This is a genomic window from Streptomyces sp. SID14515 (assembly GCF_010548505.1).
GTDB classification, from domain to species: domain Bacteria; phylum Actinomycetota; class Actinomycetes; order Streptomycetales; family Streptomycetaceae; genus Streptomyces; species Streptomyces caviscabies.
In genome coordinates, this window is sequence record NZ_JAAGMH010000085.1 from 1 (window position 1) to 21,049 (window position 21,049).

At 73.5% G+C, this 21,049-nt stretch carries 22 protein-coding genes; 11 read left to right on the top strand and 11 right to left on the bottom strand.

Going from position 1 to position 21,049, the window contains the following annotated elements:
* Positions 1-909 (bottom strand): serine/threonine-protein kinase (locus G3I54_RS18215; protein ID WP_343240358.1); only part of this gene is annotated, 909 nt, incomplete at its 3' end.
* A gap of 260 nt (positions 910-1,169) precedes the next feature.
* Complete coding sequence (locus G3I54_RS18220) at positions 1,170-1,979, bottom strand: VOC family protein (RefSeq protein WP_164615920.1); 810 nt, start codon at positions 1,977-1,979, stop codon at positions 1,170-1,172.
* A gap of 380 nt (positions 1,980-2,359) precedes the next feature.
* On the opposite strand from G3I54_RS18220, the gene G3I54_RS18225 reads away from it, so the two are divergent.
* Positions 2,360-3,007, top strand: a complete 648-nt coding sequence (locus G3I54_RS18225) for a TetR family transcriptional regulator (RefSeq protein WP_006126763.1) — start codon at positions 2,360-2,362, stop codon at positions 3,005-3,007.
* A 206-nt stretch (positions 3,008-3,213) separates the two neighbouring features.
* Here the strand turns inward: G3I54_RS18225 and G3I54_RS18230 are convergent, their stop codons facing one another.
* The gene (locus tag G3I54_RS18230; protein WP_164615921.1) at positions 3,214-3,699 is read right to left on the bottom strand and encodes a nitroreductase/quinone reductase family protein; all 486 of its coding nucleotides are present in this window, start codon (positions 3,697-3,699) and stop codon (positions 3,214-3,216) included.
* Positions 3,696-4,931: an acyl-CoA dehydrogenase family protein gene (locus G3I54_RS18235; RefSeq protein ID WP_164615922.1), complete on the bottom strand. Its 1,236-nt coding sequence runs from the start codon at positions 4,929-4,931 to the stop codon at positions 3,696-3,698. The genes G3I54_RS18230 and G3I54_RS18235 overlap by 4 nt, the downstream gene beginning before the upstream one ends.
* A gap of 163 nt (positions 4,932-5,094) precedes the next feature.
* Between G3I54_RS18235 and G3I54_RS18240 the strand changes: the two genes are divergently transcribed.
* From G3I54_RS18240 to G3I54_RS18255, 4 genes are all read left to right on the top strand, one after another.
* Positions 5,095-6,282 carry an acetyl-CoA acetyltransferase gene (locus G3I54_RS18240; protein ID WP_164615923.1) on the top strand — a complete coding sequence of 396 codons (1,188 nt, stop codon included), beginning with the start codon at positions 5,095-5,097 and terminating at the stop codon, positions 6,280-6,282.
* 77 nt (positions 6,283-6,359) lie between these two features.
* Positions 6,360-7,052, top strand: a complete 693-nt coding sequence (locus tag G3I54_RS18245) for a pyridoxal 5'-phosphate synthase (RefSeq protein ID WP_164615924.1) — start codon at positions 6,360-6,362, stop codon at positions 7,050-7,052.
* Positions 7,053-7,180: 128 nt separating this feature from the next.
* Entirely contained in the window at positions 7,181-8,089 is a 909-nt protein-coding gene (gene htpX, locus G3I54_RS18250) for a zinc metalloprotease HtpX (protein ID WP_018510731.1), read from the top strand.
* A gap of 39 nt (positions 8,090-8,128) precedes the next feature.
* Positions 8,129-8,713, top strand: a complete 585-nt coding sequence (locus G3I54_RS18255) for a hypothetical protein (RefSeq protein WP_164615925.1) — start codon at positions 8,129-8,131, stop codon at positions 8,711-8,713.
* Positions 8,714-8,738: 25 nt separating this feature from the next.
* Here the strand turns inward: G3I54_RS18255 and G3I54_RS18260 are convergent, their stop codons facing one another.
* Entirely contained in the window at positions 8,739-9,956 is a 1,218-nt protein-coding gene (locus G3I54_RS18260) for a cytochrome P450 (RefSeq protein ID WP_343240359.1), read from the bottom strand.
* 356 nt (positions 9,957-10,312) lie between these two features.
* Here G3I54_RS18260 and G3I54_RS18265 point away from each other — a divergent pair, with 356 nt between their 5' ends.
* Positions 10,313-11,566, top strand: coding sequence for a cytochrome P450 (locus G3I54_RS18265; RefSeq protein ID WP_164615927.1), 1,254 nt, complete (start codon positions 10,313-10,315; stop codon positions 11,564-11,566).
* A 93-nt stretch (positions 11,567-11,659) separates the two neighbouring features.
* Here G3I54_RS18265 and G3I54_RS18270 read toward each other — a convergent pair whose 3' ends face one another.
* The 5 genes from G3I54_RS18270 to fepB all read right to left on the bottom strand — a co-directional run bounded on the left by G3I54_RS18270 (position 11,660) and on the right by fepB (position 15,817).
* Positions 11,660-12,106, bottom strand: coding sequence for a Zn-ribbon domain-containing OB-fold protein (locus tag G3I54_RS18270; protein ID WP_164615928.1), 447 nt, complete (start codon positions 12,104-12,106; stop codon positions 11,660-11,662).
* Positions 12,103-12,555 carry a DoxX family protein gene (locus G3I54_RS18275; RefSeq protein WP_164615929.1) on the bottom strand — a complete coding sequence of 151 codons (453 nt, stop codon included), beginning with the start codon at positions 12,553-12,555 and terminating at the stop codon, positions 12,103-12,105. The genes G3I54_RS18270 and G3I54_RS18275 overlap by 4 nt, the downstream gene beginning before the upstream one ends.
* A gap of 108 nt (positions 12,556-12,663) precedes the next feature.
* Positions 12,664-13,743 (bottom strand): iron chelate uptake ABC transporter family permease subunit, encoded by a 1,080-nt coding sequence (locus tag G3I54_RS18280; RefSeq protein WP_164615930.1) that lies wholly within the window; start codon positions 13,741-13,743, stop codon positions 12,664-12,666.
* Positions 13,740-14,783, bottom strand: coding sequence for an iron ABC transporter permease (locus G3I54_RS18285; protein WP_164615931.1), 1,044 nt, complete (start codon positions 14,781-14,783; stop codon positions 13,740-13,742). The genes G3I54_RS18280 and G3I54_RS18285 overlap by 4 nt, the downstream gene beginning before the upstream one ends.
* 2 nt (positions 14,784-14,785) lie before the next feature.
* Positions 14,786-15,817 (bottom strand): Fe2+-enterobactin ABC transporter substrate-binding protein, encoded by a 1,032-nt coding sequence (fepB, locus tag G3I54_RS18290; protein ID WP_164615932.1) that lies wholly within the window; start codon positions 15,815-15,817, stop codon positions 14,786-14,788.
* A gap of 226 nt (positions 15,818-16,043) precedes the next feature.
* Here fepB and G3I54_RS18295 point away from each other — a divergent pair, with 226 nt between their 5' ends.
* From G3I54_RS18295 to G3I54_RS18310, 4 genes are all read left to right on the top strand, one after another.
* Entirely contained in the window at positions 16,044-17,240 is a 1,197-nt protein-coding gene (locus G3I54_RS18295) for an NAD(P)/FAD-dependent oxidoreductase (protein ID WP_164615933.1), read from the top strand.
* 52 nt (positions 17,241-17,292) lie between these two features.
* Positions 17,293-17,790, top strand: a complete 498-nt coding sequence (locus G3I54_RS18300) for a hypothetical protein (protein ID WP_164615934.1) — start codon at positions 17,293-17,295, stop codon at positions 17,788-17,790.
* Entirely contained in the window at positions 17,790-18,149 is a 360-nt protein-coding gene (locus G3I54_RS18305; protein ID WP_164615935.1) for a VOC family protein, read from the top strand. The genes G3I54_RS18300 and G3I54_RS18305 overlap by 1 nt, the downstream gene beginning before the upstream one ends.
* A gap of 109 nt (positions 18,150-18,258) precedes the next feature.
* Positions 18,259-18,741: a carboxymuconolactone decarboxylase family protein gene (locus G3I54_RS18310; RefSeq protein ID WP_164615936.1), complete on the top strand. Its 483-nt coding sequence runs from the start codon at positions 18,259-18,261 to the stop codon at positions 18,739-18,741.
* Between the two features lie 209 nt (positions 18,742-18,950).
* Here G3I54_RS18310 and G3I54_RS18315 read toward each other — a convergent pair whose 3' ends face one another.
* Positions 18,951-19,802, bottom strand: coding sequence for an NAD(P)H-binding protein (locus G3I54_RS18315; protein WP_164615937.1), 852 nt, complete (start codon positions 19,800-19,802; stop codon positions 18,951-18,953).
* 102 nt (positions 19,803-19,904) lie between these two features.
* On the opposite strand from G3I54_RS18315, the gene G3I54_RS18320 reads away from it, so the two are divergent.
* Entirely contained in the window at positions 19,905-20,864 is a 960-nt protein-coding gene (locus tag G3I54_RS18320) for an AraC family transcriptional regulator (protein WP_164615938.1), read from the top strand.
* Positions 20,865-21,049: the final 185 nt, after the last annotated feature.

Below are 21,049 nucleotides of genomic sequence, written 5' to 3' on the forward strand. Positions count from 1 at the left end.
CGGGGCGGTGCGCCCGCCGCCCCTGCGCCGCTCGATCATCGCGGTGGCGCGGGACGGCAGCCAGGCCGAGGCCGTGCCGCTGTCGTCGCTGCCGGAGGCGAAGAGGTGCGGGGCGAGCTGGGCCTGGAGGTCGGCGGGGCTGGGCCGCTGGGTGGCGTCCATCTGCATGCAGGACTCGATCAGCGGCCGCAGGTCGTCCGGCAGGCCCTCGGTGTCGGGGCCCTCGCGCAGCAGCATGAACACCGTCTCGACCGGGTTGGCCCCGTGGAAGGGGGCGTGGCCGGTGGCGGCGAAGACGAGCGTGGAGCCCAGCGAGAAGATGTCGCTGGCCCCGGTGACGCTGCGGGAGTCCCGGGCCTGCTCGGGCGACATGTACGCGGGCGTGCCGACGGCGACGTTCGTCATGGTCAGCCGGGTGTTGGAGACGCCGGACGCGATGCCGAAGTCGATCACCCGGGGGCCGTCCTCGACGACGAGCACGTTGGACGGCTTCAGGTCGCGGTGGACCAGGCCCGCGCCGTGGATGGACTGGAGGGCCTCGGCGATGCCTGCGGCCAGCCAGCGCACCGCCTGGGTCGGCATGGGACCGCACTCGTTCACTATCTCTTCGAGCGAGGGCGCGGGCACATAGGCGGTGGCGAGCCAGGGCACGGCGGCACGCGGGTCGGCGTCGACCACGGCGGCGGTGTAGAAGCCGCTGACCGCGCGGGCGGCCTCGACCTCGCGCGTGAAGCGGACCCGGAAGAGCTGGTCCTCGGCGAGTTCGGTCCGCACCGTCTTGATCGCCACCCGTCGGCCGGACGCCGAGCGCGCGAGATAGACCAGCCCCATGCCGCCGGCCCCGAGTCGTCCCAGCACCTCGAACGGGCCGATCCGTCTCGGGTCGTGCTGCGTCAGCTGCTCCACCACTTGCCTGCCACCTCCCCGTAACGAACCTCGGCGACGAAGTCCGCGAATTTCCGGCCGTTGCTGCCCGGTCGAATCCCGCCCTGCGCAGCGCGCCCTGTGCAGGGTCTCACCACTGGGCATCACCTGGCGGTACGCACCCCGATTCTTCCTGGCTCGGGCTCCGGTTGCGAACCCGGGGGCGGATCGGGGTGTCCCATGTCACTTCATCCCGTATCCGTCCACACCGGGCCTCCCCTGCACGGAATCTCCACCCGCGCCGGTTACGGAAGCAGTTCGGCGGGCTGCAGTACGGCGAAGGCGGCCCCCTGGTCGTCGTGCAGGACGGCCATCCGCCCGTACGGGATGTCGAAGGGCGGCTGGGCGACCCGGCCGCCGAGCTGTACGGCGAGTTCGGCGGCGGCGTCGCAGTCGGCGACGGCGAAGTAGACGAGGAAGTAGCTCGGCATCTCGGCCGGGAACGCGTCCGTGATGACGCTGCGGCCGCCGACCGCGGAGTCCGGGCCCGGTTCGGCGCCCTCGGGGGTCCACATCCGGAAGTCGACCAGCGCCTCGGTGTCGTCGGAGACGTCGTGGCCCGCCTCGTCCAGGTCGGTGCCGTGGAAGCCGAAGACCTTCTCGTAGAAGGGGTCCACCCGGTCCGGCTGCCGGGTGTAGACCTCGGTCCAGCAGAAGGAGGCGGGGTCGTTCTGCTTCTCGAAGCCCGCGCGCTCCTCCGGCTGCCAGAGCCCGAAGACCGCGCCCCCGGGGTCGGCCGCCTGGGCCACGATCCCGGCGCGTCCCGCCCGTACCGGGTCGGTGATGATCTGGCCGCCGTGCTCGCGGATCGCGGCGACGGTGGCCCGGATGTCGTCGGTGGCGAAGTAGACGCCCCAGGCCGTGGGCATCCGGCCGTCCTTCTTGGCGGCGAGCGCGGCGACCAGGCGGCCGTCGCTGAGCGCGTCCGCGAAGGGCATGCCGTCGCCCGCCCGGAAGGTCCAGCCGAAGAGCCCGCCGTAGAAGCGCTTGCCCGCTTCGAGGTCGGAGAGCTGCACGTCCGCCCAGCACGGCGCGGAATGCGCGAATACGGCCATGGGACCGGGTCCTTCCGTAGCAGTGACGCCCGTCACAGTCAACGTAACGTCGCCTCCGGTCCGGCGCGCCCCGAAGCGCGGCGGGTGCACCTGAAGGGAACCTTTGACCGATTGATGAAGGATGCGCCCACCATGTGGACGAAAGTTGTCCACCGAAGTTGTCCACAGGCTGTTGATAACATTTACTCCCGGCGGCATCCCCAGCTCCGGGCCGGCTCCGACCCCGCCTCCGGGCCCACCTGCGCGGCCGACTCCGAGGTCCCGCGCGCCGCGGCCGAAAACCGCCGCTTCCCGCCCCCGCGCACCCCGCCGGTCCTGCGGCGTTCCCCATTTGCAGTCGGCCGAATCGCGCTCCCATCGCCCCTCGGTAAGCTGACGGCATGACAGGACAAGTACGCACCGTCGACGGCCGCGTGGCCGGTCGACGCGGTCAGGCGACGCGGCAGAAGCTGCTCGACTGCCTCAGCGAGATGCTCAGCTCCTCGCCGTACCGGGACGTCAAAGTCATCGACGTCGCCCGGAAGGCCGGGACTTCACCCGCGACTTTCTACCAGTACTTCCCCGACGTGGAGGGCGCCGTCCTCGAAATCGCCGAGGAAGTCGCCAAGGAGGGCGCCGGACTGACCGAACTGGTCGCCGGGCGCTCCTGGGTCGGCAAGGCCGGCTGGACGACCTCCGAGCAACTCGTCGAGGGATTCCTCGACTTCTGGCGGCACAACGACGCGATCCTCCGCGTGATCGACCTCGGCGCGGCCGAGGGGGACAAGCGGTTCTACAAGATCCGCATGAAGATCCTGAACTCGGTCACCAACTCCCTCACGGATTCCGTGAAGGAGCTCCAGAGCAAGGGCAAGGTCGACAAGGACGTCAGCCCCGCCGCGATGGCGGGCTCCCTGGTGGCGATGCTGGCCGCGGTCGCCTCGCACCAGAAGGGCTTCACCACCTGGGGTGTGAAGCAGGCCGAACTGCGGCCCAACCTGGCGCTGTTGGTCCACCTCGGCATCACCGGCAAGAAGCCGACGAAGTAGGCCCGGGTGCCGGAGGCCCACCGGCCCCGGACGCCCCGCGCCACCGGGCGGGCACCCGCTCGCCCGGACGCCCCACGTCCTGTCTCACCGACGGCGGACCACCCACGCACCCCTGCGGGTGGTCCGCCGTCGGCGTTCCCGGAGGACGTCGGCGTTCCCGGAGGACCGGGCCGACTTCGGGGCGGCCCGCGGGCAGCCGGCAGCCGCTACCTCCGCTCCAGCCGGAAGAGCCGTATCTGCCGCTCCACCCGTCGCTGGTACGCCGCGTACGGCGGCCAGAACACCAGCGCGGCCTCCCACACCCGGGCCCGCTCCTCGCCCTCCAGCAGGCTCGCGCGCACGGGGATGTCCCGGCCGCGCCAGTTGACGACGGCCTCGCCCCCGTGGGCCAGCAGATTCGTGGTCCAGGCCGGATGCCCCGGACGGCCGAAGTTGCTGCCGACCAGGATCCAGCCGCTCTCCGCCTCGCCCTCGGGCATGCAGGCCAGCGGGGTGGTCCTCGGCCGGCCCGTGCGCGCCCCGGGCACCGTGAGGACGAGCCCCGGCAGCATCCGGGCGCTGAGCAGCACCTTGCCCCGGGTGAGCCGGTGCACGGACCGGTCCAGGGTGGGGACCACGTGCGGGGCGATCCGTGCGAAGGCCCGGGTGGCGGAGACCTTCTGGATCAGGCGTGCCCCTCGGGCGCCGGTCATCGGACGCCCGCCCCGGGCGCTACGGCGAGCGGTGTCCGCTCGGGCCCGAAGAGGCCGGCCCGCCGTGCCGCGTGGTCGCGCAGCCGGTGGACGGGGCCGAACAGCAGCTCGTCGCCCGCCGCCCGTTTGAGGTAGCGGTGCGCCTCGTGCTCCCAGGTGAAGCCGATGCCGCCGTGCAGCTGGACGGCCTCGCCCGTGGTGATCCGGGCGGCCTCCAGGGCCTGGGCCAGCGCGAGCGGTCCGGCCTCCGGCTCCCGGGCGGCGTGGTACGCGGCGGAGCGGGCCGCCTCGACCCGTACGTACAGGTCGGCGAGGCGGTGCTTGACGGCCTGGAACGAGCCGACGGTCCTGCCGAACTGTTCGCGCGTCTTCACGTACTCCACGGTGCGCTCCAGGGCGCTCGCCGCCGTCCCGACGGCCTCGGAGGCGAGGATCGCGGCGGCCGTACGCCCGACGGCGGCGAGCGCGTCGGCCGTGTCGGCGGTGTCGTCCGCGCCGAGGAGCGTGGCGGGGGTGTCGCGGAGTTCGACGCGGGCCAGTGGGCGGGTCTCGTCGAGGGCGGTGAGCCGGGTACGCGCCAGCCCGGCCGTGTCACGGGGAACCAGGAACAGGAGCGTACGGCTGCGCGGATAGCCGCCGGTATGGGCGGCGACCAGGAGCAGTCCGGCGCTGTGGCCGTCCAGGACCCGGTCGGCCTCCCCGTAGAGCCGCCAGCCGGGGCCCTCGCCGTCACCGCCGCGCCCGCCGTCACCGGATCTGCGGGCCTGGATGCCGCCCGCCCGGCCGCCGCCCGCCCAGGCCCCGTCGCGGTTGTCGCCGGTGAGACCGAGGGCCCCGGCGAGCGAGCCGCCGGGGACGGCGAGGGCGGCGGTCAGGGCCCCCTCCGCGATCCGGGGCAGCAGGGCGGCGCGCTGGTCCGGAGTGCCGAGGGCGGCGATCAAGGGTGCGGCGAGGGCGGCGGTGGCGAGCAGCGGTGAGGGCAGCAGTGCGCGCCCGGTCTCCTCGCAGGCGAGGGCCAGCTCGGTGGCCGTGCAGCCGGCCCCGCCGTACTCCTCCGCGAGCGCGAGGCCCGGCAGCCCGAGGTCCCGGGCCAGCCGACGCCACAGGACCGGGTCGTGGCCCTCCGCGGTGCCCACGGCGGCGGGGATCGCTTCGGGTCCGGCGGCCCGGGCGAGCAGTTCGCGCAGGGTGCGGCGGATCTCGTGCTGTTCCGCGGTGAAGGCGGCGTCCATCTGCGGGCTCCTTCCACCCAGGGGCCGGCGGCCCCTGATCTGACGAGCCGTCATATTAGGTGCGGGGTACGGGAATTCCCAGGGTCGCGCAGTCATGCGGGCCGAAGGAAGACGTCGCACGCACGAGGTTGCGGCCACCCTCATCTGATGTACCGTCAGATTCATGACGCCCGCCTCGATCCCTTCCCGTCGTCCGCGCAGGGTCGCCGTCGTCGGCGTATCGCTCGCGGACTGCGGTCGCGTCGACGACGCCACCCCGTACGCCCTGCACGCCCAGGCCGCCCGCCGCGCCCTGGCCGACTCCGGACTCGACCGCTCGGTCGTCGACGGCTTCGCCTCCGCCGGGCTCGGGACGCTCGCCCCCGTGGAGGTCGCCGAGTATCTGGGGCTGCGGCCCACCTGGGTCGACTCCACGGCGGTGGGCGGCGCCACCTGGGAGGTGATGGCCGCCCACGCGGCGGACGCCATCGCCGCGGGCCGCGCCCGTGCCGTGCTCCTGGTCTACGGGGCGACGGCCCGGGCCGACATCAAGGCGGGCCGCCGTACGTCGAACCTGTCGTTCGGGGCGCGGGGGCCGGCGCAGTTCGAGGTGCCGTACGGGCACTCGCTGATCGCCAAGTACGCGATGGCCGCCCGCCGCCACATGCACGAGTACGGCACGACCCTGGAACAGCTCGCCGAGGTGGCGGTGACGGCGCGGGCGAACGCGGCGGCGAACCCGGAGGCGATGTTCCGGGAGCCGATCACGGTGGACGACGTCCTGTCCGGCCCGATGATCGCGGACCCGTTCACCAAGCTGCACTGCTGCATCCGCAGCGACGGCGGCTGCGCGGTGCTGCTGGCCGCCGAGGAGTACGTACCCGACACGGCGAAGCGTCCGGTGTGGATCCTGGGCGCCGGCGAGCACGTCTCGCACTCCACGATGTCCGAGTGGGAGGACTTCACGGTCTCCCCCGCCGCCGTCTCCGGCCGCCTCGCCTTCGAACGGGCCGGGGTGCGGCCCGCCGACATCGACCTGGCCGAGATCTACGACGCGTTCACGTACATGACGCTGGTGACGCTGGAGGACCTGGGCTTCTGCGCGAAGGGCGAGGGCGGCGCGTTCATCGAGAAGGGCCGCACCGGGCTGCGCGGCGAGCTCCCGGTGAACACGGACGGCGGCGGCCTGTCCGCCTGCCACCCCGGGATGCGCGGGCTGTTCCTGCTGGTGGAGGCGGTACGCCAACTGCGCGGCGAGGCCGGCGAACGCCAGGTGCACCGGCCCGGTGGCGGACTGCCGGAGCTGGCGGTGGCCTCCGGGACGGGCGGCTGGTTCTGCTCGTCGGGGACGGTGGTGCTGGGGCGCGGGTGACGGCCGGCGGGCCCGGCGGCCTCACAGCCCGACGACGGTGACCGCGCTCTCCGGCCCCGTACGGTCCAATGGCCACCATGACCGACACCACCGACGCGTCCGCCCCGCGTCCCTCCCCCGGCTTCCGCGACCTCCTGCACGCCCAGCGCGTCTGGGACGTCGAGCTGCCGTCCTTCGACCCGGCGGCGGCCCCGCCCGCCCCGGTCCTGCTCTTCCACGCCTGGTTCGCCGAGGCCGTGGCCGCGGGGCAGCCGGAGCCGCACGCGATGTCGCTGGCCACAGCCGACGCCGAGGGTTTCCCCGACGTACGCACACTGCTTCTGCACGGCGCGGACGAGCGGGGCTTCCACTTCGCCTCGCACGCCACCAGCGCCAAGGGCCACCAGCTCGCCGCCCGGCCGCACGCCGCGCTCGGCTTCTACTGGCCCGTGCAGGGCCGGCAGGTGCGGGTCCGGGGCCCGGTCGTCCGCTGCACGCCCGCCGAGAGCCACGCCGACCTGCACGCCCGGTCCACCGGGGCGCTCGCCGCCGCGCTGACCGGGGCGCAGAGCGAGGTCGTCGACTCCGTGGCGGAGCTGCACCGGGCGGCGGACGCCGCCTGGGAGCGGGCCCGGGCGGAGCCGGACACCGAGGCGCCGACCTGGACCCGGTACGTGGTCGAGCCGGCCGAGGCCGAGTTCTTCCAGGGCGACGCCCGGCGACGCCACATCCGGCTGCGCTACCGCCGTACGGGAGGCGGCGACTGGACGCGCGAGCTGCTCTGGCCCTGAACGAGGCGGCTCCGGGCCGGACCGGAGCCGCCCCCGCCCCGACCGGTGTAGGCGGCACTTTTATCCGGTTCACACCGTCAAGGGGCACTATGGGAGTCAGGTGAGAGGTGAGCTGTCAGGAGGCACCGATGCCACGAGCCCGTTCGCGCTACGCCCCCGACCGGGGCCTGACCGGTCGCATGGTCACCACCATGTTCCTGATCGGTCTGCTCTACGTCGTCTTCGTGGGCGTACTCCTCGCGGCCCTGCGGGGCTCCTGGCCGATCATCCTGATCATCACGGGCGGTCTGTTCATCGCCCAGTTCTGGTTCAGCGACCGCATCGCCGCGTACGGCATGGGCGCCCGCGAGGTCACGCCCGAGCAGGCCCCCGAGCTGCACGGCACCATCGACCGCATCTGCGCGCTGGCCGACATGCCGAAGCCCAAGGTGGCCATCGCCGAGAGCGACGTACCGAACGCGTTCGCCACCGGCCGCAGCGAGAAAACGGCCCTGGTCTGCGCGACGACGGGCCTGCTGCGCCGACTGGAGCCGGAGGAGCTGGAGGGCGTCCTCGCCCACGAGATGTCGCACGTCGCGCACCGGGACGTCGCCGTCATGACGATCGCCTCGTTCCTCGGCGTCCTGGCGGGCATCATCACCCGGATCGCCCTGTGGGGCGGCTTCGCCCGCAGCCGGCCGGGCAACGACCCGGCAGGCATCCTGCTCCTGCTGATCCCGCTGATCAGCGCCGTCGTGTACGCGATCAGCTTCCTGCTCACCCGGCTGCTCTCCCGCTACCGCGAGCTGTCCGCCGACCGGGCCGCCGCCCTGCTCACCGGCCGGCCCTCGGCGCTCGCCTCCGCCCTGACGAAGGTCAGCGGGCAGATGGCCCGCATCCCGACCGAGGACCTGCGCAAGGCGGAGCCGTACAACGCGTTCTACTTCATGCCCGCGTTCTCCGCGAAGGAGTCGCTGGGCCGGCTGTTCTCCTCGCACCCGACGCTGGAACAGCGCCTGGACCAGCTGTCGCGCATCTCCACCGACCTGTCCCGCTGAACCGATCCCGAACCATCGAGCGTTGAAGGAGATACGTCCGTGGGCCTGCTCGACGCGATCCTCGGCCGGAGCAAACCGGTCCGCCCCGACCTCGACCAGCTCTTCGCGGTGCCCTCCGCCGCACTCACCCTCCAGGCCGCCGCCGGCTTCACGCCGACCGGCCTGGGCTCGGTCTGCTTCGCGGGCGTCGAGGGCGGCGGCTTCGCCCGGCTCCAGGAGGACGTACGCGAGCTGCTGGACGCGGACACGGACCGCGGCGGTATCCCGGTGGAGTTCAGCCGGGACGCGTACGGCTACACCTGGCTGCTCGCCCGCCACCCGGCCGACGACACTGCGGGCCTGGTCAACGATCTGCACGCGGTGAACACCCTGCTCCAGGACGGCGGATTCGGCCCGCATCTGCTCTGCTCGCTGATCGGCTTCCGGAACGCGGAGGGGCGGGCGCTGGCTCTGGTGTACCTCTACAAGCGCGGCACGTTCTATCCGTTCGCCCCGCTGCCCGGCGACGCCGAGAAGCGGGACAACCAGCTGGAGCTCCAGGTGCGGGGCGCGCTCGGGGACGATCTCCGGGTGGAGAAGGATTTGTCGCGGTGGTTCCCGGTGTGGGGCGCGCCGGGGCTGTGAACCCTCGGAGCGGCCGTACAGCACCTCACCAGCGGACCGGAACCTTCCGCTCCCCCTGAGCCAAGAGCCCCGAGAACCGGCCCCCCGGCCTCCCGTCCGGACCGAGCGTCGGGCAGCGGGAGAGGAGGGTGCGGAAGACGATGCGCCCTTCGAGGCGCGCGAGCGGGGCGCCCAGGCAGTAGTGGATACCGTGGCCGAACGCCAGGTGACCCCGGTCCACGGTCCCCGTGCGGCGGATGTCGAAGCGGTCCGGTGCGGTGAAGCGGGCCGGGTCCCGGCCGGCATCCCCCAGGGCGATCAGGACCACGGCACCCGCGGGCACGGACCGGCCGCCTATCTCCACCGGCTCCACGGCCACGCGCGGCGGCGCGGTCTCCACCGGGGCGTCGTAGCGCAGCATCTCCTCCACCGCACCCTCCACGAGGCCGTCCAGGTCGCTACGGAGGAGGGCGAACTGGTCGGGGTGGGCGAAGAGCGCGCGGACGCCCTTGCACAGGAAGTTCACCGTGGACTCGTGCCCGGCCAGGAGCAGCAGGAGCGCCATCGAGAGCAGTTCGTCCTCGCTCATCCGGTCCCCGTCCTCGTCGACCGTATGGATCAGGTCGCTGAGCAGGTCGTCCGCCGGTGCCGCGCGCTTGGCGGCGATCAGCCCGCCGAGATACGGCACCGCCTCCGCCTGCGCCGCTCGCGCCGCCTCCGCGCCGGTGGGTGCGGTGATCTCGTCGGACCACCCCCGGAAGACGTCCCGGTCCAGGTCCGGAATGCCGAGCAGTTCGCAGATGACGGTCATCCGCAGCGGGTAGGCCAGCGCGTCCACGAGGTCGGCGCGACGGTCCTCGGCGGCGAGCATGGCGGTCATCAGCGCGTCGGTGACGTCCTGGATGCGCGGGGCGAGAGCGGCGACGCGGCGCGGGGTGAACGCGCGGGCGGCCAGCCGCCGCAGCCGGGTGTGGTCCGGCGGGTCGCTCAGCAGCATGTGGGCGTTGCCGGGGCCGTCGGTGGCGGGCGGGGCTTCGAGGCCGGTGGCCAGGTGCCCGTTGCGCGGCCAGTCACGGCTGAGCCGGGGGTCGGTGAGCGCCTCCCGGCAGGCGTCATGGCCGACGACGAGCCAGAACCGGTCCTTCTCCCCCGCGCGGATCTCGTGAACAGGCCCTCTGGCCCGCAGCACGGCATAAGCGCGATACGGATCGGAACCGAAATCCGGATCGATGTCGAGGAGATCGACCGCGGCCGGTTCCGTCACAACAGCTCCCCCTGATGGCTCCGGATGGGTCCGGATGGGACCGTTCGGATCGCCCGGCCACCTTATCCCGTCAACTTTTCTGCCGTAATCGCGAGTTGTTGAAACTTTTCCTGTAACTCTGTTTATCAACAGCCCCTTTGGGCTATGCCTCACACCGTTGCTGTTCCCCATGACGGAGGAGGTGTCTGATGGCTAAGCGCATTCTGTACAAGGCTGCGAGCAAGCTCGGCTTCACGACCAAGGGAGCCGCCGGGGCCTACCCCTGGATCCCGTAGCACCCGCAGCACGTCAGGCTTGACGGACGGCCCGGCCCCGCCTGTCGGGACCGGGCCGTTCTCCGACCCAGGGGCGTCACGTTGACCGAACAGACCATGCCCCGGCCCCCGGTCCCTACGGGCGCGACCCAGGCCGGGCTGATGGAGCAGTACGAGAAGGACCGCCTCGGCCATCTCCTGGCCTCGGTCGAACGGCACGGCCCGGTGGTGGAGCTGACCGAGGGCACCGTCCTGGTGAACGACCCGGCCGCCGTCCACGACGTACTCCGCCGCACCAACACCGACTTCCTCGTCACCGGCAACATCCGGCGCGACGAGGTCAGCGGAGTCCGCGGCGACCCGGCCACCGAAGCGTGGATGCGAGGCCGGCGCGCCACCCAGAAGGGCATGTCGCCCTCGGCACTGGAGGCCCACCGGGCCTGGCTGGCCGAGGAGACCGAGCGGCTGTGCGACCGGTGGCGGGTCCGCTCCTCCGTCACCGACCCCGTCGCCGAACTGGAGCAGCTCTCCGCCCGCTCCTTCGCCCGCTTCTGCTTCGGCACCCGCGACGCCGGATCCGCCGCCCTGCGCACCGGCGACCTGCTGAACGCGCTGACCCCGCTGATCAGCAGCCCGTTCCACTTCCCGCCCGCCGTACGCCGCTTCCTGCCCCGCTACCGCCGGTCGGTCAGCGCGCAGAAGAACCTGGAGGCGGAGCTGCGACGGGTGCTCGACGGGCCGGGCGAGGGCGGGCTCGTCGACTCACTGGCCGCCGCCGGGCTGGACGCCGAGGCGACCGTACGCATGCTGGTCTCCAACGGCCTGGCCTCCTACCGGGTCCCGGCCGCCGCGGTCACCTGGGCCTTGGTGGCACTGGCCCGCGAGCCGGGGGTCGCCGAGGAGTGCGCCGCCGCCGTGGACCCGGGCAGCGGCGCCGCCACCCCGGACATCCTGCGCTGGACGATCGCCGAGTCGCTGCGCCTGTGGCCGCCCAACTGGCTGATCCTGCGCACGGCCAACGGCGAGCAGAGCTGCGGCGGGTGGAGCGTACCGGCGGGTGCGGCGGTCATGATCTCGCCGTACGTCGTGCACCGCACCGCACCGGTGTTCACCGACCCCATGGCGTTCCGACCGCACCGCTGGGCGTCGCTCCAGCCGGCTGCCGGGGAGTACCTCCCGTACGGCATCGGCAGCCGCTGGTGCGTCGGCAAGGCGCTGGCCGACCTGGAGCTGGCGACCGTCCTGGCCACCCTCGTGGCCCGGTTCCGCTTCACCGTGGAACACATGGACCCGCTGCCGGACGTACGGACGACGCTGCTCCCGGCGCGCCTCACCCTAGGGTTACGGGCCCGCTGACGGTGGCATGGTCCAGGAACGCGGTCCAGGGTTTTCAGCGGGGTACTTCTCCTCGTCCACCAGCTAGCAGCACGCCAGTGACTCCGGTGGGCCTCAGTCTGCGGGCCGGAAGACCGCCACGGCCTCCCCGCCCACGCTCCCGCCCGCGCCTTCCTCCGCCCCCCGGAACGTGACCGTCAGCTCCATCCCGATCCGGAGGCCGGCGGGCGCGCACTCCACGATCTCCGTCATCATCCGGGGCCCCTCGGCGAGGTCGACGACGGCCGCGACGTACGGCACGCGCCCGCCGAAGGGCGGCAGGTCGTTGCGGTGGACGACGGACCAGGTGTAGAGGGTGGCGTCCCCGCTCGCGCGCTCCCACCCGACGTCCTCGCCCCAGCAGTACGGGCAGAATTCGCGCGGGTAGTGATGGGCCCGGCCGCACCCGGCGCAGCGCCGCAGCAGCAGGCGGCCCTCCGCCGCCGCGTCCCAGTAGGGGCGGGTGAAGGCGTCCGGCTCCGGGAGGTCGAAGCGCGGGCCCGCCGCGGGCTCGCGCGTCACAGGAACAGCCCGAACGCCGCGTCCAGCGACCAGGTCTGCCAGGCCATGGCGAACAGGGCCACCAGCGAGATCAGCGCCATCATCGCGTTCTGCCCCTGCTCGGCCCAGTCGTGGATCATCAGGACCAGGTAGAGGAGGTTGAGGAGCAGGCCCGCGACGAGCGCGACCGGGGTCAGGAATCCGGTCACCAGGCCGAGTCCGAGGGCGAGTTCGGCGTAGACGACGAGGTACGCCATCACCTTCGGGCGTGGTTCGACGACCCGCCGGAAGCCCGTGCGCACCACGCCCCAGCGGTGCTTGCCCGCGACGTCCGCCGCCCAGGCGATGCCCGTACCGCGCTCGAACCAGCCCTTCCGGTCCTTGTGCCGCCAGCTCTCCAGCCACCACAGGCCGAGTCCTATGCGCAGGACGGCGAGCCATTCCGCACCACTGAGCCAGATCGTCCGCATCGGGCCTCCGGTCGCTAGTTTCTGACGGTACGTCAGTTCACCGGATGCGGGCGGCCCCGCGCAAGAGGCGCGCACACCGCCTGTGCGCACGCACCTGTGCGCCCCGCGTCAGCGCCGCCGCCCGCGCCCCAGCAGCCACGCCAGATAGAGGCCGCCGAGCGCCCCCGTGACCACGCCCACGGGGAGCGGGCCGGCCGTCGGGAGGGAGACGGCGAGCAGGTCGGAGGCGGAGAGCAGCAGGGCCCCCATCGCGGCGGCGGGCAGCAGCCCCGTTCCCGTACCGCGAGCGAGCCGGCGGGCCAGCTGCGGCGCGCAGAGGGCGACGAAGACGATCGGGCCGGCCGCCGAGACCGCCACCGCGCTCAGTCCGACCGCGATCAGGAGGACGAGCACCCGGGTCCGGCCCGCGTCCACGCCCAGGCCGCCCGCCGCCTCGTCGCCCATCTCCAGCAGGTCCAGGCGGCGGACGACGGGGAACGCGGCCGCCAGCAGGGCGGCGAGGGCGAGAGCGGCGGGAAGGACCTGGTGGCGCTCGGCGCTGCCGAGGCTGCCGATCAGCCAGAGCTGGGCGGACTGGGCGTGGTCGAGGGCGGCCCGGGTGAGCAGATACGCGTTGACCGAGGCGAGCAGCGAGCCCACCGCGATCCCGGCGAGGATCAGTCGGTTGCCCCGGAACGAGCCGCGCCGGGCGAGGAGTTGGACGACGACGGCCGTGGCGAGACCGCCGCCCGCCGCACCGGCCGCCACGTAGGCCGGGTCGCCGTGCAGCAGGACCAGCAACGCACCGGTCGCCGCACCGGAGTTGAAGCCGACGATGTCGGGGCTGCCGAGCGGGTTGCGGGAGAGCTGCTGGAACAGCGCCCCGGCCGCGCCCAGTGCCGCGCCGACGACGAGGCCGAGGGCCACCCGGGGCAGCCGCAGCTCCAGGACGACGAACGCGGCCTGCTCCGAGCCCGCGCCGAACAGGGCGCCCAGCACCTCGGCGGGCGGTACGAGACCGTCCCGGGTCAGCGCGAGCGCCCCGCTGCCCGCCGCGAGGAGGACGAGGATGAGCGTGACGGCGAGGGGGCGGGGGCGGAGGCGGACGGAGAGGCGGCCGGGGGCGAGGCGGAGGGTGCGGTGGGCGGGGCCCCGGCCTCGGCCTCGATCCCGGCCCCGTACGGCCACGGGCCTGCCGGGAGCGCTCATGCCGTCGCCACCTCCTTCCGGGGAGCACCGCGCCGGCTCCGCCGATTGCGGCCGATCAGCCAGATCAGTACGGGCGCGCCCACGAACGCCGTCACGATGCCCACCTGGATCTCGGCGGGGCGGGCGACGACCCGGCCCACGAGGTCCGCGACGAGCAGCAGTCCGGCCCCGATGAGGACCGCGTACGGCATCAGCCGGCGGTGGTCGGGGCCGGTCAGCAGGCGGGCGCAGTGCGGGGCGACGAGGCCGATGAAGCCGACCGGGCCGATGGCGGCGGTGGCCGCGCCGCTCAGCAGCACCGTGGCGAGCGTCCCGAGCAGGCGCACCCGCCCCGGCGCGACGCCCAGCGCGCGGCCCGCCTCGTCGCCGAGGGCGAAGGCGTTGAGGGCGGGCGCGACGGTGAGGGCGAGCACGGCGCCCAGGGCGAGGAACGGCAGAACGGCCCACAGCACCGGGAGTTCGCGTCCGGCGAGGGTGCCGACGGACCAGATGCGCAGGGTGCCGTACGCGTCGGCGTCCAGCACTCCGAGCCCGCTGACGACCGCGCCGAGCACGGCGGTGACCGCCACCCCGGCGAGCACAAGCCCTTCGGGGGTGCCGCGCCCCGCGCCCCGGCCGCCGAGCAGATACACGACCACCACCGCGAGGGCCGCACCCAGCAGCGCCCACCAGACGACGGCGTGCAGCGAGCGCGTGCCGAGCAGCACGGTCGCGGCGACCACGGCGCAGGCGGCCCCGGTGTTGACGCCGAGGATGCCGGGGTCGGCCAGCGGGTTACGCGTCAGCCCCTGCATCACCGCCCCGGCGAGGCCGAGCGCGGCCCCGGCGGTGACGGCGAGCAGGGTGCGCGGCACCCGGACCTCCCGGACGATCGAGGCGTGCGGGGCGTCCGGGTCGAGCAGCGCGGCGAGTACGCCGGCCGGCGGCACGGGCTGCGCGCCCACGGCGAGGCCGCCGGCCACGGCGAGGGCCAGGAGGACCAGCCCCGCCGTGAGCCCGGCGGCGTACCGCGCGCGTGCGGTGGTTGTCTGGCGGACCACTGTCAGCCGAAGGCCTTCTCGATCTTGTCGATCAGGTTGCCCGCGCTGTAGTAGTCCAGCCGGAAGGTGTCCAGGCCGAGGTCGTGAACGCGCTTGTCCTCGACGGCGGGCAGGTCCTTCCAGACCGGGCGCGCGGTGGCGGCGGTGATCTCCTCGGGGGTGTGGCTGACGAAGAGCAGCGAGCTGTCCTTCGCGGTGTCGGCGACCTTCTCCTGGCTGAACTCCGCGAAGTCCGAACGCCCGCCCTGTGTCTGGCCCTTGCCCGCGGGCGGCTCCAGCACGGTGAAGCCGAGCGCGGTGAGCAACCGGCCCTGGGCGGACTCCGGGGTGAAGACGGTCATCGCGGACTGGTTGTCGCGGACGAGGGCGGCGGACTGCTTCGGCACGGTGATGGCGGCCTTGACCTCGCCGACCCGCTTCTCGTGGGCGGCGACGACCTCGCTCGCGCGCTTCTCCAGGCCGAGGTCCTTGCCGAGCCGGGCGGTCAGGTCCTGCCAGGAGACGTCGTCGTGGCGGTAGAGGAGGGTGGGGGCGACGGCGGAGAGCTTGTCGTAGAACTTCTCGGCGTTCTCCGCACCGGAGGAGGCGCCCACGATGAGGTCCGGCTTCAGCGCGAGGACCTTCTCCACGTCGGGCTCGAAGCCCTGGTAGGCGACCTTGACGCTGTTCTTCGCGGCGGCCTCGGACCACTGGGTGAAGAAGCCCTGCTTGTCGGTGATGACCGAGGGCGGGGTGGCCTGGGAGGCGACGACCGGGGCGTCGAGGGCCAGCAGATGGCCGGTCATGGTGACGCTGACCGAGACGATCCGCTTCGGCTGGGCGGGCACCTTCGCGGTGGTCCCGGCGTCGTGCTTCACGGTCCTGACGGCGGCCGCCTTGTCACCGCTCTTCGCGTCCGAGCCGCCCTCGCCGCCACCGCACGCGGTGAGCGCGAGGACGCCGGCGGCGAGCACCGCCACCCCCTTGAACCGGGCCCGGAGCCCTCCGGATCCCCCACGGCCGGTCACGGTCCGGGCCAGCTGTCTGCCGTTCATGTACGTCCCACCCCTTCGACCGCCGGGTGGGCGCGCGGCACGACGCCACGCGGCTGCCCCCCGAGGTCACTCCACGATCAATCTAAGCAAGGTTAGCCTTACCTTAGAACGAACAATCGGCGCGAATGGTCGCCAAGTGCCGCATCACGGCCCCCGTGATCAATTCGCAATCGTTTTCCCTCTTGACCGAGACCCATCAACAGAGTGGGCGATTACGCTCCGAACCATGCCCAACAGCCCGTCCACCGCAGCCAGTCGCGACGCCGTCGCCCTCACCGACCGTACGGACGACCGTCCCGTCTACGTCATCGGCGGCGGCCCCGGAGGTCTCGCCACCGCTGCCGCGCTGCGCGCCCGGGGCGTGCGGGCGGTGGTCCTGGAGAAGTCGGACCGGGTCGGCGCGTCCTGGCGCGGCCACTACGACCGGCTGCGCCTGCACACCACCCGGCGCTGGTCGGCGCTGCCGGGTCTGAAGATGCCGCGCAGGTTCGGGCGTTGGGTGGGCCGGGACGACGTCGTGCGGTATCTGGAGAAGTACACCGAGCACCATGAGCTGGAGGTGGTGACCGGCGTCGAGGTGACCAGGATCGACCCGGCCCCCGACGGCTCCGGCGACTGGCAGCTCACCGCGACGGGCGGCCGGGCCCTGCGGGGCCGCGCGGTCGTCGTCGCCACCGGCTTCAACCACACCCCGCGCATCCCCCGGTGGCCGGGCGGCGACACGTTCACGGGCGAGCTGCTGCACGCGGCGCAGTACCGCAACCCGGCCCCGTACGCCGACCAGGACGTGCTGGTCGTCGGCATCGGCAACACGGGCGCGGAGATCGCGGCGGACCTGGCGGAGGGCGGGGCCGCCCGGGTGCGGATCGCGGTGCGCACCGCCCCGCACATCGTGCGCCGCTCGACGGCGGGCGTGCCCGCGCAGGCCGGGGGCATCCTGATCCGCCGGCTGCCGGTGTGGCTGGTCGACCGGGCGGCCGGCCTGCTGAGCCGCGTCGCCTCCCCCGACCTCGCCGACCGGGGCCTGGCCCGGCCCACGACGGGCCTGTACTCCCGCGCGAAGCAAGGAGCGGTCCCGGTCCAGGACGTGGGCCTGGTGGCGGCGGTGAAGGCCGGCCGGGTGGTGCCCGTCGCCACGGTCGCCTCCTTCGAGAAGGACACGGTGGTCCTCGCCGACGGCACCCGCCTCACCCCGGACGCCGTCATCGCGGCCACCGGCTACGACCGCGCCCTGGAGCCGCTGCTCGGCCACCTGGACGTCCTGGACGGGCGCGGCCGCCCGGTCGCCCACGGCGGCCGCTCGCCCAAGCAGGCCCCGGGGCTCTACTTCACCGGCTTCACCAACCCGATCAGCGGGATGCTCCGCGAACTGGCCCTGGACGCCGAGAAGATCGCCAAGAGGGTGGCCCGGACCCACCGGTGACCGGAACGGCTCGCGGAGGGCTGTGTCGGAGCCCGTGGATAGGGTGCGCCCCGTGAGCGACGTCTACGAACTGACCGTGGCGGTCGACCTGCGCGACGAGCTGTCGGACCGGCAACTGGCCGAGCTGCGCTGGCACCTGGGGCTCGGACCGCGGCCCGAGCGCCTCACCGTCGTGACCGACTTCCCGTGTGTGGTGGTCGACGACGACGGCGTACCGCGGATCGAGAACGACCCCCGTCCGCTGCTGGCCGGCAGCGGACCGGCCGCGCGGACGGGGGGCGCGCTCTGCTCGGCGCTGGCCGCCCGTGCCGGTCTCCCCGGCGGCGGCTGGGCGCTGACCTCCCGTACCGAGATCCACCCGGACGAGGCGGAGGAGGTCGGCGCACTGCTCCGCTGGCTCGCCGAGCGCGTACACGACACCCACCGGCAGGACGAAGACACGGTGGTGATCGGGCACTACCGTGCGCACGAGGACCCGACGCCGAGCGCGCTGCTCGTCGAGGCCGGTCGGGTCAATCTGGTTCGGGACCTTCTTCCGGGGAGTGAATGATGACCGTTCGCCGCGTCGTGCCCAACATCCGTTCGGAGGCGGTGGAGGAGAGCCGCGAGTTCTACGGCCTGCTCGGCTTCGAGGAGGTCATGAACCTCGGCTGGATCACCACCGTCGCCTCGCCGGACCGCCCGCAGGAGCAGGTCAGCTTCATGACCCACGACCTGACCGCCCCGGTCGTCGCCGACATGAGCATCGAGGTGGACGACGTGGACGCGGCCTACGCGGCGGTGCGGGAGAGCGGCGCGGAGATCGTCCACCCGCTCCAGGACGAGGAGTGGGGCGTACGGAGGTTCTTCGTCCGGGACCCCAACGGCCGGGTGGTCAATGTGCTGGGCCACCGCCGGGCCGACCAGTAGGCGGAGGGGGCGGATGGGGGTGACGCCCGTCACTCCTCCGGATGTCACATCCTCCGGGGCCGGTTCCGTCCTGTGTGTGCAGCCACTGACGACAGCAGAGGAGCACACCATGAACGCCCGCATCGACGCCTTCGCCAGCCCGGTCACGGGAAAGCTCGTCAAGCATCTGATCTCGGCCGGAAAGGTCGTCGAGGGCACGGCGCTGCCCGCAGCGACGCAGGAGCTGGTGAAGATCCGCGCGAGCCAGATCAACGGCTGCGGCGGCTGCCTGGACATGCACACCAAGGAAGCCGCCGCGGCCGGTGAGACCTCGCTGCGCCTCAATCTGATCGCCGCCTGGCGGGAGGCCACCGTCTTCACCGACGCCGAGCGCGCCGCGCTGGAGCTGACGGAACAGGGCACCCGGATCGCGGACGCGGCGGGCGGTGTCCCGGACGACGTCTGGGCGAACGCCGCCGAGCACTACGACGAGGAGCAGCTCCTCGCCCTGGTCTCGCTGATCGCGATGATCAACGCCTTCAACCGGCTGAACGTCATCCTCCAGCAGCCGGCCGGCGGCTACCAGGTGGGCCGACTCGCGCATCCTGCCTAGCGTGCGTGCCAGGCGTCGCGCGGCAGGCGGCAGTTCGACGACAGGCCCTAGGGGGTGTCTTGTCGATCAGGCCGGATCAGGGAGCGGGGTCTGGTGCCGTGCATCGCAAGGCGGAGGAGGGAGTCATGGCGGAGCCATGCCAACCGACGACAACGCGGCGAGGCGCGGTGCCAGGGCACGCGAGCCCGGCGTGATCGGCAAGACACCCCCTAGGCCCAGACCCCCGTGGCCGCGATGCGTCGCGCCCACGGTTCCAGGTCGGCGGCCTCCCGGCCGAGCACCTGGCGGACGCCGTCGGTCACCTCGGCCGTGTGGCCCGCGCGGTGCAGGGCGAACATCGCGCCGAGGGAGTCGGCGGCGGCCTCCGGCCAGCCCTGGGCGAGGAGTTCGGCGCGGTACGCCTGCGGGGTCAGCTCCTCGTAGCGGATCGGGCGGCCCGCCGCTCGGGCGATGATCCCGGTGGCTTCGGCGAAGGTGAGGGCGCGAGGGCCGGACAGTTCGTAGGTGCGGCCCGCGTGGCCGTCCTCGGTGAGGACCGCCGCCGCGACCGCGGCCACGTCGTCGACGTCGACGAAGGGTTCGGGCATGTCCCCGATCGGCAGCCCGAGGCGGCCCGCGCGGAGAGGGGCCTGCCACAGGTCCTCGTCGAAGTTCTGGAAGAAGTTGTTGGGGCGCAGGAGCGTCCATTCGGCCCCGGACGCCCGGACCGCCTCCTCGGCCACCGCCATGCCCCGGCCGAAGTCCTCGCCCGCCTGCTCGATGCCGTGGCCGGAGAGGACCACGAAGCGGCGGACCCCCAGGGCCTCGGCGCGGGTCACGAACTCCTTTACGGGGGACGGGTCGTCGGGGGCGACCAGGTAGAGGGCGTCGGCCCCGGCGAGTGCGGGCTCCCAGGTGTCGGGGAGGGTCCAGTCGAAGCGGACCTCGCCGGAGCGGGAGGCGGGGCGGACCGTGGCCGTTCCGGTCGCGCGGAGCCGGGCCACGACCCGGCGGCCGGTCTTGCCGGTCGCGCCGAGGACGAGGATGCCGGACGGGGTGCGGTGCGTGCTCTTCGTCGTCATGGTCCCAGTCGACCGCGGCGGCCCCTTCCGGCCCATGGGCGACCGTCCGTCGCGCATAGGCGATCGTCCGCCGCGCCCGCGACTCTGCCTAGGCTGGGTGTCATGGACGTGTTCGACGAGCTGTTGCGGGGCGTGCGGGGCAGGGGCGCGGTGTTCGGCCGTTCGGTGCTGAGGCCGCCGTGGTCGCTGCGGTTCACGGACGGGGCGTATCTGACCCTGTGCCTGCCGATGCGGGGCGCTGGGTGGATCGTGCCGGAGGGCGGTGAGCCGCTGCGGGTGAAGGTCGGCGAGGCGGCGATCGTGCGGGGTCCGGCCCCGTTCGTCTTCACCGACGACCCGGTGGACGGTACGGGGCCGGGGCGGGGCCGCGGTGTACGGGAGGTGCACTGGGGCCGGCTCCGGGACACCGGAGCGCCGCCGGACCCTGGGCCCGAATTCGACTGCCCCACCGTGCTGTTGGCCGCCACCTACGACGTACAGGCGCAGGTTCCCCAGCGGCTGCTGCGGGCGCTTCCGCCGGCCCTCCTGGTCCCCGACGAGCAGGACTGCGGGCCGATGCGCGACTACTTGGAGGCGCAGATCGGCGGCGGCCGGCCGGGCGATCAGATCGTGCTCGACCGGCTGCTGGACTGGATGCTGGTGTGCACGCTGCGGGACTGGTTCGACCGGCCTGAGGCGGATCCGCCGGGGTGGTACGGGGCGCTCGGCGACGAGGTGGCGGGGCCGGCCCTGCGGGCGATGCACGAGGACCCGGCGCACCCGTGGACGACGGCGGAGCTGGCGAGCCGGGCGGGGGTGTCCCGGACGACGCTGGCGAAGCGGTTCACCGAGCTCGTCGGGGACGGTCCGGTGGCCTATCTGACCGAGTGGCGGATGACGCTGGCGGCGGACCTGCTGACCCGCCCCGAGCTGACCGTGGCGGCCGTGGCCCGCCGGGTCGGCTACGCGGACGCGTTCGGCTTCAGCGCGGCGTTCAAGCGGCTGCGCGGCCGGAGCCCGAGCGCGTTCCGGCAGGAGGCGGCGTCGGTCGACGCGGTGGAGGCGGCGGCCCCGGCGGGGTGAGGCGATGCGGGCCGGGGCTGGCCGATCCGGCGGGTGAGCCGGTCCGGGCCGGGGTGAGCCGGTCCGGGCCGGAGTGGGCCAGGGTGAGCCGCCCCGGGCCAGGGCTTCTCAGGACCCGCCCGGTCCCGGAGCCCCGGCCCCAGGCCCTCCGCCCCACGCCCCTCGGCCCTCAGGCCCCAGCCCCT

What these genes read in the sequence shown, in the direction of transcription:
- G3I54_RS18220 (WP_164615920.1), bottom strand. Translation starts at nt 1,979, where the DNA reads ATGGCCGTATTCGCGCATTCCGCGCCGTGCTGGGCGGACGTGCAGCTC.
- G3I54_RS18305 (WP_164615935.1), top strand. Translation starts at nt 17,790, where the DNA reads ATGACCGTTCGCCGCGTCGTGCCCAACATCCGTTCGGAGGCGGTGGAG.
- G3I54_RS18295 (WP_164615933.1), top strand. Translation starts at nt 16,044, where the DNA reads ATGCCCAACAGCCCGTCCACCGCAGCCAGTCGCGACGCCGTCGCCCTC.
- G3I54_RS18275 (WP_164615929.1), bottom strand. Translation starts at nt 12,555, where the DNA reads ATGCGGACGATCTGGCTCAGTGGTGCGGAATGGCTCGCCGTCCTGCGC.
- G3I54_RS18240 (WP_164615923.1), top strand. Translation starts at nt 5,095, where the DNA reads ATGACGCCCGCCTCGATCCCTTCCCGTCGTCCGCGCAGGGTCGCCGTC.
- G3I54_RS18235 (WP_164615922.1), bottom strand. Translation starts at nt 4,931, where the DNA reads ATGGACGCCGCCTTCACCGCGGAACAGCACGAGATCCGCCGCACCCTG.
- G3I54_RS18310 (WP_164615936.1), top strand. Translation starts at nt 18,259, where the DNA reads ATGAACGCCCGCATCGACGCCTTCGCCAGCCCGGTCACGGGAAAGCTC.
- G3I54_RS18225 (WP_006126763.1), top strand. Translation starts at nt 2,360, where the DNA reads ATGACAGGACAAGTACGCACCGTCGACGGCCGCGTGGCCGGTCGACGC.
- G3I54_RS18280 (WP_164615930.1), bottom strand. Translation starts at nt 13,743, where the DNA reads ATGAGCGCTCCCGGCAGGCCCGTGGCCGTACGGGGCCGGGATCGAGGC.
- G3I54_RS18315 (WP_164615937.1), bottom strand. Translation starts at nt 19,802, where the DNA reads ATGACGACGAAGAGCACGCACCGCACCCCGTCCGGCATCCTCGTCCTC.
- G3I54_RS18245 (WP_164615924.1), top strand. Translation starts at nt 6,360, where the DNA reads ATGACCGACACCACCGACGCGTCCGCCCCGCGTCCCTCCCCCGGCTTC.
- fepB (WP_164615932.1), bottom strand. Translation starts at nt 15,817, where the DNA reads ATGAACGGCAGACAGCTGGCCCGGACCGTGACCGGCCGTGGGGGATCC.
- htpX (WP_018510731.1), top strand. Translation starts at nt 7,181, where the DNA reads ATGCCACGAGCCCGTTCGCGCTACGCCCCCGACCGGGGCCTGACCGGT.
- G3I54_RS18320 (WP_164615938.1), top strand. Translation starts at nt 19,905, where the DNA reads ATGGACGTGTTCGACGAGCTGTTGCGGGGCGTGCGGGGCAGGGGCGCG.
- G3I54_RS18230 (WP_164615921.1), bottom strand. Translation starts at nt 3,699, where the DNA reads ATGACCGGCGCCCGAGGGGCACGCCTGATCCAGAAGGTCTCCGCCACC.